General features: G+C 31.6%; 11 protein-coding genes. 4 read left to right on the top strand and 7 right to left on the bottom strand.

What is annotated here, in order from left to right:
* Nucleotides 1-15 precede the first annotated feature (15 nt).
* The 6 genes from ABD941_RS12755 to ABD941_RS12730 all read right to left on the bottom strand — a co-directional run bounded on the left by ABD941_RS12755 (nt 16) and on the right by ABD941_RS12730 (nt 6087).
* A complete protein-coding gene (locus ABD941_RS12755) occupies nt 16-960 on the bottom strand; it encodes a UDP-3-O-(3-hydroxymyristoyl)glucosamine N-acyltransferase (protein WP_345274527.1) in 945 nt (314 codons plus the stop codon).
* 71 nt (nt 961-1031) lie between these two features.
* On the bottom strand, nt 1032-1598 hold the full coding sequence (efp, locus tag ABD941_RS12750) for an elongation factor P (RefSeq protein WP_345274526.1): 567 nt from the start codon (nt 1596-1598) through the stop codon (nt 1032-1034).
* 6 nt (nt 1599-1604) lie between these two features.
* Nucleotides 1605-2390: an acyl-ACP--UDP-N-acetylglucosamine O-acyltransferase gene (lpxA, locus tag ABD941_RS12745; RefSeq protein WP_345274525.1), complete on the bottom strand. Its 786-nt coding sequence runs from the start codon at nt 2388-2390 to the stop codon at nt 1605-1607.
* A gap of 2 nt (nt 2391-2392) precedes the next feature.
* Complete coding sequence (locus ABD941_RS12740; RefSeq protein ID WP_345274524.1) at nt 2393-3799, bottom strand: bifunctional UDP-3-O-[3-hydroxymyristoyl] N-acetylglucosamine deacetylase/3-hydroxyacyl-ACP dehydratase; 1407 nt, start codon at nt 3797-3799, stop codon at nt 2393-2395.
* Complete coding sequence (lpxD, locus tag ABD941_RS12735) at nt 3790-4812, bottom strand: UDP-3-O-(3-hydroxymyristoyl)glucosamine N-acyltransferase (protein ID WP_345274523.1); 1023 nt, start codon at nt 4810-4812, stop codon at nt 3790-3792. The genes ABD941_RS12740 and lpxD overlap by 10 nt, the downstream gene beginning before the upstream one ends.
* A gap of 54 nt (nt 4813-4866) precedes the next feature.
* Nucleotides 4867-6087, bottom strand: coding sequence for an HD domain-containing protein (locus tag ABD941_RS12730; RefSeq protein ID WP_345274522.1), 1221 nt, complete (start codon nt 6085-6087; stop codon nt 4867-4869).
* A gap of 113 nt (nt 6088-6200) precedes the next feature.
* Here ABD941_RS12730 and porX point away from each other — a divergent pair, with 113 nt between their 5' ends.
* From porX to ABD941_RS12710, 4 genes are all read left to right on the top strand, one after another.
* Nucleotides 6201-7748, top strand: a complete 1548-nt coding sequence (gene porX / locus ABD941_RS12725) for a T9SS response regulator signal transducer PorX (RefSeq protein WP_345274521.1) — start codon at nt 6201-6203, stop codon at nt 7746-7748.
* A 92-nt stretch (nt 7749-7840) separates the two neighbouring features.
* Nucleotides 7841-8245: a tRNA (adenosine(37)-N6)-threonylcarbamoyltransferase complex ATPase subunit type 1 TsaE gene (tsaE, locus tag ABD941_RS12720; protein ID WP_345274520.1), complete on the top strand. Its 405-nt coding sequence runs from the start codon at nt 7841-7843 to the stop codon at nt 8243-8245.
* 199 nt (nt 8246-8444) lie between these two features.
* Nucleotides 8445-8576, top strand: coding sequence for a hypothetical protein (locus ABD941_RS12715; RefSeq protein WP_345274519.1), 132 nt, complete (start codon nt 8445-8447; stop codon nt 8574-8576).
* A complete protein-coding gene (locus ABD941_RS12710; protein ID WP_345274518.1) occupies nt 8551-9060 on the top strand; it encodes a hypothetical protein in 510 nt (169 codons plus the stop codon). Before ABD941_RS12715 ends, ABD941_RS12710 begins: the two co-directional genes overlap by 26 nt.
* Nucleotides 9061-9193: 133 nt before the next feature.
* On the opposite strand, the gene ABD941_RS12705 is transcribed toward ABD941_RS12710, so the two are convergent.
* Nucleotides 9194-11617 (bottom strand): outer membrane beta-barrel protein, encoded by a 2424-nt coding sequence (locus ABD941_RS12705; protein WP_345274517.1) that lies wholly within the window; start codon nt 11615-11617, stop codon nt 9194-9196.
* Nucleotides 11618-11623 lie beyond the last annotated feature (6 nt).

The following is an 11623-nucleotide window of genomic DNA, read 5'->3' as shown; positions in this document are numbered from 1 at the left end:
AAAGTAAAATTCAAATTACTTTTTACCGTTTTCTTTTAATTTTTCTAGTATTTCTGGAATCTTTCTTATTGATGCAATTTCTTTGTATTTAGAACGGAAATCATCGGCTGGTATTCCAAAATAGCTTTTACCGCCTTCAAGAGATTTACTGACTCCTGCTTTGGCAGATATAACTGCTTTTTTTCCAATTGTAATCCCGCTAGTTATACCGACTTGTCCCCAAATAGTAACTTCATCTTCTATAACAACGCATCCTGCTATACCGACTTGAGATGCTATTAAACACTTTTTTCCGACAACTGTATCATGTCCAATTTGAACTTGGTTGTCAATTTTAGAACCTTCTTTAATTCTTGTGTCTGCGGTTACCCCTCTATCTATGGTGCAAGCAGCACCTATATCCACATGGTCTTCAATAACGACGCGTCCAGAAGATTTTAATCTATCATAACCTTCTGGTCTATTTTTATAGTAAAATGCATTAGCTCCTAAAACTGTTCCTGCATGAAGTGTTACATGATTACCAATAACGGCATCATCATAAATACTTACATTGGAATGAATAATACAATCATCGCCAATTACTACATTATTACCTATAAAACAATTAGGTTGAATGATGGTGTTCTTACCTATTTTTGCTGAAGGCGAAATTGAAGCATTTGAAGCCTGAAAAGGTTTGAAATGTTCGGTTAGTTTATTAAAATCCCTAAACGGGTCATCACTAACTAATAAAGCTTTTCCATCTGGACATTCTACCTCTTTATTAATGAGTATGATAGTTGCTTCGGAATTAAGCGCTTTGTCGTAATATTTAGGATGGTCCACAAAAACAATATCACCTGGCTCTACAACATGAATTTCGTTCATGCCCTCTACAGGAAAATTATCGTCGCCAATATAATTGGAACCTATTAGATTGGATATATATTTTAGAGTTTGTGGTTTAGGAAATTTCATAGTTGAGTATACCGTTTACAGCTCTTAGTCTTCAGTATTGCTTATTGCAAACTGTAGCCTGCTAGCAAAAATTATTCCTTTACACGTTCTTTATAAGTTCCTTTATCGGTCTCTACTTTTATTTTATCACCTTCATTAATAAATAAAGGCACATTAACAGTTGCTCCAGTTTCAACGGTAGCTGGCTTGGTTGCATTTGTAGCGGTATTTCCTTTAACTCCTGGTTCTGTAGCTGTAACTTCTAGGATCACACTTGCTGGCATTTCAACTGAAAGCGGCATATTATCTTCTGAATTTATAATAACAGTTACCACTTCTCCTTCTTTCATCAAACCAGGATTGTCTAAAGCGGCTTCAACTAATTGAATTTGTGTATAATCTTCAGTATTCATGAAATGATAATACTCACCATCATTATACAAAAATTGAAATTTATGGGTTTCTACACGAACATCCTCTAGTTTATGTCCTGCAGAAAACGTATTGTCTATTACTTTTCCATTAGTAACACTTTTTAATTTTGTTCTTACAAATGCAGGGCCTTTACCCGGTTTTACATGCAAAAACTCAATGATTTTATATATATCGTGATTGTATTTTATGCATAATCCATTTCTTATGTCTGATGTACTTGCCATATTTGTTTAGTTTGATTTAAAATATCCTTTCATTATTCCTCGATGCGAATTTTTTATAAATTGAAGAATTTCATCACGCTCAGGAGTTGCTTGCATTTCTGCTTCAATAATCCCAGCTGCTTGTGTATTATTATAATTTTTTTGATAAAGTATTCTGAAAATATCCTGAATTTCTCTGATTTTTTCTGTGGAATAGCCTCTTCGTCTTAGCCCTACGGAGTTAATACCGACATATGATAACGGCTCACGAGCTGCTTTTACATAAGGTGGCACATCTTTTCTAACTAAAGACCCTCCTGTTACAAAGGCATGATTTCCAACCGAAACGAATTGATGAACAGCTGTCATACCAGCCAAAACCACATAATCCCCAATGGTAATATGCCCAGCAAGGGTACTGTTATTGGAAAAAATACAATTTTTCCCTACAATACAATCGTGTGCAACGTGACAATAAGCCATAATTAAGCAATTGTCACCAATAACTGTTTTCATTCTATCTGTTGTTCCTCTATTAATGGTAACACATTCTCTTATGGTTACATTATCACCAATTTCAACAGTAGTATCTTCGTCATTATATTTTAAATCTTGAGGCACAGCAGAAATCACTGAACCCGGGAAAATATTACAATTTTTACCAATCCGAGCACCTTCCATAATAGTAACATTACTACCAATCCAGGTACCTTCTCCTATTTTAACATTGTTATTTATAGTCGTGAAAGGTTCTATAACTACATTTTTTGCAATTTTTGCACCTGGGTGCACATATGCTAGTGGTTGGTTCATAATTATTTTACTTTAGAAATTTGGGCCATTAGTTCGGCTTCAGCACATAGTTTTCCATTAGAATACGCATACCCTTGCATGTGGCATATACCACGACGTATTGGGGTAATCAATGAACATTTGAATATAAGCGTATCACCAGGCATTACTTTTTGTTTAAATTTTACATTATCCATTTTCATGAAAAAAGTTAAATAGTTTTCTGGGTCTGGAACTGTATTTAAAACCAAAATCCCTCCAGTTTGTGCCATAGCCTCAACTATCAAAACCCCTGGCATTACTGGTGCGCCTGGAAAATGACCTTTAAAGAACTCTTCGTTCATAGTCACATTTTTGGTTGCTATAACATGGTTGTCTGTAAGTTCAAAAACCTTGTCTATTAATAAAAAAGGTTGTCTGTGCGGCAACATGGCCATTATTTGAATGACATCCATTAATGGTGGTTTATTCAAATCTATATTTGGCACATTATTACGACGCTCATTTTTTATTATTTTAGATAATTTCTTTGCGAATTGTGTATTAACATAATGTCCGGGTTTATTAGCTATGACCTTCCCTCTTATTCTTGTTCCAATTAATGCTAAATCCCCTAAAACGTCTAATAACTTATGTCTTGCCGCTTCATTAGGATGATGCAAAGTCAGATTATCCAAAATACCATTAGGTTTTACGGCTATGGATTCTTTATTAAATGCGACTCTTAGCTTTTCCATGGTTTCAGTAGATAAAGCTTTATCTACATAAACTATGGCATTATTTAAATCCCCACCTTTTATTAGACCATGTTCTAATAGCATTTCAATTTCATGTAAAAAACTAAATGTACGTGAATCTGAAATATCTTTCTTAAAATCTGAAATATGATTCAGTGTTGCATTTTGGGTGCCTAAAACTTTAGTTCCAAAATCTACCATAGTCGTGATTTGGTACTCTTTTGAAGGCATTACTAATATCTCGCTCCCTGTTTCTTCATCTACATAAGATACAATATCGGTAATTACAAATTCTTCTCTAAAAGCATCAAGTTCTAAAATTTTTGCTTTTTCCAAAGCTTCAACGAAAAATTTAGAAGATCCATCCATAATTGGCGGTTCCGATGCATTTAATTCAATAATGGCATTATCAACATCTAATCCAACTAAAGCCGCTAGTACATGCTCTGAAGTTTGAATAGTCACACCATTTTTCTCTAAACAGGTACCGCGTTGTGTATTCGTTACATAATTTGCATCAGCTTCAATAAGTGGAGTGCCTTCTAAATCCACACGTTTGAAAGCCAGACCAGAATTAGCTGGTGCTGGTTTAAAAGTTATGGTTACATCTTTACCAGTATGCAATCCAACACCTGTTAAAGAAACTTCGTCTTTAATGGTTTTCTGTTTTATTTCTGTATTAACTATTCCCATTTATTTTTTTCTAAATCATTAAAATTTTTAACAATAGTCGGCAAGTTTTTAAAATGAACGTATGCCTTGTTATAATCGCTTAGTTTTATTGCTGGAGAGCCTTGAAGCATCTCATTATCTTTTACATTTCTACCAATACCGGATTGGGCTTGTATTCTAACATTATTACCTATAGTTATGTGTCCAGCAATACCAACCTGCCCTCCTATTTGACAATTTTCGCCAATTTTTGTAGACCCTGCTACTCCAGATTGGGCAGCAATAACGGTATTTTCACCAATTTCTACATTATGGGCTATTTGTATTTGGTTGTCAAGTTTTACGCCTCTTCGTATTATTGTTGAACCTAAAGTTGCTCTATCTATTGTTGTTGCTGCACCAATATCAACAAAGTCTTCAATAATAACATTTCCTATTTGTGGTATTTTACTATATCCGCCCTCTTCATTAGGTGCAAAGCCAAATCCATCTGCTCCAATTATAGCACCAGAATTTATAACACAATTTTCACCGATAACAGTATCGGAATAAATTTTAGCACCTGAAAAGACAATAGTATTATTGCCAAGTACCACATTATAACCTATGTAACTGTTTGGAAAAATTTTAACATTATCACCAATAACAACGCCATCTCCAATATAACTAAATGCTCCGATATAGATATTATCGCCTTGTTTTGATGACTCTGAAACATATGAAGGTTGTTCAATTCCAACTTTATTCAGTTTTACTGAATTGTAATATTCTAGAATTTTTGAAAATGCTAGGTAAGCATCTTCTACTTTAATTAAAGTTGTTGAAATTGAATTTTCAGGAACAAAGGTTTTATTTACAATTGTAATGGATGCCTTTGTAGAATATATGTGTGATGTGTATTTAGGATTAGCTAAAAATGTTAAAGACCCTTCTGAGCCTTCTTCAATTTTAGAAAGTTTTGATACTTCAACATCAGGGTTTCCAACTACATTGCCTTCTAAAATTCCTGCTATTTGTTGTGCTGTAAATTTCACACTTTAAAAGTTATATGTTTTTTGTTTGATTCACGCAAAAATAGGAAAAATGTGCTAAAGTTTAACCTTAGGATAGCATATATAATATTTAGTAACTGGTTTTGATAAAGCTTTAAGGTTTAACTGATCTGACGCTTTTACTATATCTTCTATTTTACCAGACTTATGCAAGATGTTAATGCGCTTTGTACTTAATTGATAGGCTTGATTTGAAATGCTACCTGTAAACACAAAATAGCGTGCTTCTGCTTTGGTTATGTTATATGCTATCATTAAGGCTTTTGTTTGCTTTTCTAAACTGCTTTCTTTTATGTTTTTATTTTTAATTTTTATTTTAAGCAAGTTTCGGTTAATAATCATTTCGCATAAATTGCTGAGCACAAAATCATCATGGTTCTGCCAATGTTTCATAGCAGACACTATATCGTAATCATCCAATTGCGCAAAAACCTCAAGGGTTTCATTATTAAAATTATTAATCGATATTTTATTATTCAAAAAAAACAAAACTGCTGGGCTAGCTTGTAAAGCAATCCCTAAATCATGTAGTTCCTTAGCTCGTTTTAAAACTCTAATTAATAGTTGTTCAGCAACTAATCCTGTTTTATGTAAATACACTTGCCAATACATGAGACGTCTGGCTATAATAAATTTTTCGACACTATAAATGCCTTTTTCTTCTACTACTAAATCGTCTCCTACAACATTAAGCATGGTTATTAAACGCTCACTATTTATATTACCTTCAGCAACTCCTGTATAAAAACTATCGCGTTTTAAATAATCGGCTCGATCCATATCAATTTGACCCGATATAAGCTGACACATAAAATTTCTTGGATATTCGCCTTTAAAAATTTGAATAGCAAGCGTTAAACTTCCGTTAAATTCTTCATTTAACCGTGTCATAAAAAGCAGTGAAATCTCTTCGTGAGATACATTATTTACTATACTATGTTCCATGGCGTGTGAGAATGGTCCATGACCAATATCGTGCAATAAAATAGCAATATAAAGCCCCGTTTCTTCTTCTTCAGAAATTGTAACTCCTTTAAAACGAAGTACATTAACCGCTTGTTGCATTAAATGCACACAACCAATAGCATGATGGAACCGTGTGTGATGTGCTCCTGGATACACCAAATAAGACATGCCCATTTGTGTAATTCTGCGTAAACGTTGAAAGTATCTGTGCTGAATTAAATCGAAAATAAGCGAATTGGGAATAGTAATAAATCCGTAAATTGGGTCGTTTAATATTTTAAGTTTGTTCAAACTTTAAATTTTAGCATTATATATTTACAAATATAACTAATGAAGTTCATTAATGCCTTTGAAATAAAATAGTAAAGGGCTAATACATTTCATTATAAATAATTAAAAATAATATGATACATATACTTTGGGTTGATGATGAAATTGATTTATTAAAACCCCATATTTTATTTCTAGAAAAGAAGAATTACAATGTTACCACTTGTAATAGCGGAACTGAGGCCATAGACATGTTAGATGAATATAATTTTGATATTGTATTCTTAGATGAAAATATGCCTGGGCTTACTGGTCTTGAGACCTTACATGAAATTAAGGAAAAAGAAGATAGTCTACCAGTTGTTATGATTACCAAAAGTGAGGAAGAATACATTATGGAAGAAGCTATTGGTAATAAAATAGCCGATTATTTAATTAAGCCAGTAAACCCTAACCAAATTTTATTGAGCTTAAAAAAGAATTTAGACCACTCTAGATTAGTTTCGGAAAAAACAACGTCGAACTACCAGCAGGAATTCAGGAAAATAGCTATGGATTTGGCTATGGTTAATAGTTACGAAGAATGGGCTAATTTATACCAAAAACTTATTTATTGGGAAATTCAATTGGAAGACATTGAAGATGCCAGCATGTTTGAAATTTTAGAATCACAAAAAAATGAAGCCAATATCCAGTTTGGAAAATTTATAGAAAAGAATTATGCCGATTGGTTTAAACCACATACGGATGCTCCAATAATGTCTCACACCCTATTTAAAGAAAATATTGTTCCTGAAATTAGTAAAGAGCAACCCACTGTTTTAATTGTCATTGATAATTTACGTTTTGACCAGTGGAAGGTATTCGAACCTATAATTAACAATTATTTCAAAAAAGAAAAGGAAGAGGCTTTTTTTAGTATACTACCAACGGCTACTCAATATGCACGTAACGCCATTTTTTCTGGTTTAATGCCAAGTGATATGGAAAAATTATTTCCGCAATATTGGAAAAATGATACGGATGAAGGTGGCAAAAATTTGCATGAAGCCGATTTTCTTGACGCTCAAATGAAACGATTAAGCTTAAGCCATTTAAATTATGAGTATTATAAGATTACAAATTTAAAAAATGGTAAAAAATTGGCTGACAATTTTAAATCTCTAAAAAACAATGATTTAACTGTTGTGGTCTATAATTTTGTAGACATGCTTTCGCATTCTAAAACTGAAATGGAAGTTGTTAAAGAATTAGCCTCAAATGACAAAGCTTACCGATCATTAACGCTAAGCTGGTTTAAAAACTCACCGCTTTTAGAAATGATTCAACATGCCCAACATATGGGTTTTAAATTAATCTTAACTACAGACCATGGGACCATTAATGTTAAAAACCCATCAAAAGTCATTGGAGATAGAGATACAAGTTTAAACCTTCGTTACAAAACAGGAAGAAGTTTAACCTATGATAAAAAAGATGTTCTTGTTGCCAAAGACCCAAAAGAGTTGCACTTACCGTCTATAAATATGAGTAGTTCTTATATTTTTGCAAAAAGCGATTTGTTTTTTGCTTATCCAAATAACTATAACCATTATGTAAGTTATTTTAGAAATACTTACCAACATGGTGGAGTATCCCTTGAAGAAATGATCATTCCATTTGTCGTATTTAACCCAAAATAATCTACAAAACACCAAAAACATCGACGAAATACACTTTTTTTTAGGTTTTTACAATTTTTATTCATAATATTGCCCGTAAATAGTATTTAAAATTGGAAATTAGTTATAAATTAAATGAGATTGATCAGTTAGTTAATCAACTCATTACCCATGTAAAAACTAAAACCTTATTGTTTTATGGTAATATGGGCGTTGGCAAAACAACATTGATAAAAAGCATAGTTAAAGCTTTAGGAAGCCATGATGACGTTAGTAGTCCAACATTTTCAATTGTAAATGAATATAAATTGAATGATGATAAAGTATATCATTTTGATCTATATAGAATAAATGACATTGAAGATGCTTATAATTTAGGAATAGAAGATTATTTAGATTCTGAGCATTGGAAATTAATTGAATGGCCAGAAAAAATCGAGCCCATTTTATTTGATGATTTTGACAAAATAAGCCTTAAAATAGATGCTGATAATAACCGAATTTTAAAATTGAATTAACAATAAAAAACCTATTAAAAACAACAGTTTATGCACCAAAAATAACATAATTAACTCCTGATTTTGAAGTTTTACGGGAAACCCACAGTGGAAATTTTAAAAAAACCTGTTTTTAACATAATTTTAACATTTACGCATTAACTTCAAGATAGCTTTCATATACTTTTGGGTTATTAATTAATTAAAATCCCTTAAAATTATGAAAACTAAAAAGTATGTAATTGCACTAGCAATTTTCGGAGGCATGTTGTTTTTAGCTCAAACTGCAAATCAATACAATGTAGATGCACAGCAAACAGCAAAGATTGACAAAAGAAAAATCAAAATCTAATAAGAATTTAGTAATTGGTAGTATTATAGCTACTTTAATTGCTATAACACCTTATTTATTTTATTTACATGAAAGTGTTCCAGACACAGAAGTTTGGAACACTTTTTTATTTACCTATAGTAGTGGCTATTATGATAGTGCACAAATTGCTATATGGGTAGTATTAGGAAAGTTAATTCCTTTATATTTATTATTCTTATGGTTTTTTACTTGCAGACACTGGTGGTATCATACCCTTTTAGTGCCAATTGCCATGTATGTATATCAAATATTTGATGTATTAAATAAAGATGTTGTGTCTGTAGATTCAAACCAATTAATTTATTTAATACCTATCATGGCAGTTATTATACCATCTATTTATTTAATTAGGGCCCGTATATTCAACAAAATTAATGAAGCTAACAAATCTTTAGAAGAATTAGAAGATGAATTTAAAATATCCCCTAAAAACTTTTGGGACAAAGTCAAACAATATTTTTAATATTAAATTGAGTGGGTTGGAAAAAATAGAAAAAACTTATTTCTAACCATATACAAGACCATTTTAGTATCTTTCATTAATATTCTAGTTGAGTTGCATTTACAAAACAATACAGAATAAAGGGATTTTAAATTTAAGGGTTTAGAAGGCGTTCTCGCTCTTTTATATCAATTGCTTTTTGATTTGTTTTTAGTTTAAAGTTTCCAAATTTATAGTTAAAACCAAAAGTCAATAACCTATTTTCCATTCTGGAATTTAAAACCACATCTTGGTTTAAATATTTTGTGGTTTGTGTAAAGTTTTGAGTGTTGAAGATATCTGTAACACCAATACTTACTGAAACTTTATTATTCCATAAAGTCTTTCTAAAGTTTATATCCAATCCTGAGCGTGTACTTATTAAAGAAGGTCCATCTACAATTGGAGAAATATATAAATAAGAAATATCAGCAGTTAAACTTTCATCCGCTAACAGGGTAAAGTAATTAATTATTTGAGCGTAAACTGACCACTTATCTGTACTAAATGCTACATTATTGCTTTCTAAAGCAAAAAACTGGTTATCATAATAAAAAAGCGAGGACAATACATATACATTCCAACGATTAGCTACCTCTGTGTATGTTGTGAAATCTAAACCGTAGGATATACTTGTATCGGTGTTTGTATCTATGTATTTTAAAATAGTTTCATCATTATCTTGAAACAAGATTTGAATCGTTGGGTCTTTTTCATAACGGTAATACAATTCAAAAGTGTATTTTTCATTTAATGTATAGCCTAAAGTTAACACATCATCAATTTGTGGTTTTAAATTGGGGTCGCCTGTATTATAAACATTGTCGCTTAAAAAAAACTTAAAAGGGTTTAATTGACTATACCTTGGTCTATAAATGCGTTTATTATAACTAAAATATAGCTCATGGTGCTCATTTAAAGTTTTCAATACATAAAGCGAAGGGAAAAATTTAACATAGTTATTATTGCTTATGGCATTTGTTGATATTGAATTCCCTTTAATATCTGTATACTCAGCTCTTAAGCCTAATTTTAAGCTCCATGTATCCCAATCTTTGGAATAACTGCTGTAGGCGGCATAATTAGTTTCATCGTATAAAAAAGTGTCAGAGTTTTCTAAATCTTCTTCTTTTACATCATTTTCAAAAACAAACTGGTTTAATATACTTTTTGAATTGATATTGGATATTTTTAAACCTGCTTCAAATTGCGAGGAATCATGTATTGGCAATTCATAATCTATCTGTCCGGTATACAATTTTATTTCTTGACTAGAGAATGTTTGAAATCTATTATTTCTTATTAAGGTTTCATCCGGAAACAAATAATCAGTATCAACATCTTGAAAATTTGAAAAGTCATAAAAGGTATGGTGAACATTTGCTAAGAGTTTCTCTCCATCTCGTTTAAAATTATGAAGATAATCTAAGGTAAAGGCAAAATTGAACGTTTCGTCTACAGCTTTATTTTTAGTATTAAATGTAGAATCCAATACACTATTAGCACTGTATACCTCGGTTAAAGAGATAATACTTGTTTTAGCACCTTCTCTGGGAGATATGAGCATATTAGTTGAAAAACCAAGGCTGTTTTTTTTATCTATTTCATAATCAATATTGGCGTTAATATTTTGATTTTCTGACTCTCTTACTCGTTCATAATCTGTTTCCCAATTCGATGTTATTTGATTGTTTTCTATAAAATTAACAAATTCATCATTATTTTGGTAATCTCTTCTTGGACTAATACTATAGTTTAAATAGGTATTGAGCTTTTTAGTTTTAAAAAAATGACTGGTTCCAAACGAATACTTTGGAAACTCGCTACCCTGTTTATAGTTACCAAACACACTGCCATTATAACCAGCAACAATATTTTTACTGGTTACAATATTAAGCACCGCACCACCTTCAGCTTCATATTTTGCTGGTGGATTGGTAATGACTTCAATAGATTTTATATTAGTTGCCGATGTCCCTTCTAAAAGTTGCTGGACTTCGCTAATTGACAAATGTACACGCCTGTCATTTATATAAACTGTTGGCGTAGCTTGTTTTATTGTAATAGTGCCATCGTGCACCAATACACCAGGCGTATGCTTTAACACATCTAAAACATTGTTATTGGATAGTGTCGAGTTTTCAACATTAAACACCAAGCGGTCTACCATACGCTTTACTGTAGGGCGTTTAGCAACTACTGTAACACCATCAAGTGCTTCTAAATTTTCTACAAGTAGGATTCTGCCTAATTTAATATCATCGTCAACTTTAATTTCTGATGTATAACCTTTAAACCCTAGAAAACTAATTTTTAAATTATAAAGGCCTGTTTTTACATTATCAATAAAAAAAGCACCAGATTCATTTGTAGTAGTGCCTGTAATTGCTAATGGGTCTTCTGTGCTTGTTAATACAATATTAGCATATGCTATAGGTTGATTATTAGCATCTTCTACAAGGCCTGTAATACTAAACTCTTGAGAGAAACCTACCAATGAAAATAATACTATAAAAGAATTTACTAGCCTTCTAATCATAAATCT

Source organism: Flaviramulus aquimarinus, from assembly GCF_039543205.1.
GTDB lineage: Bacteria > Bacteroidota > Bacteroidia > Flavobacteriales > Flavobacteriaceae > Flaviramulus_B > Flaviramulus_B aquimarinus.
Note: the sequence above shows the minus strand (reverse complement) of the source record. Positions and strands in the feature narration are given on the sequence as shown.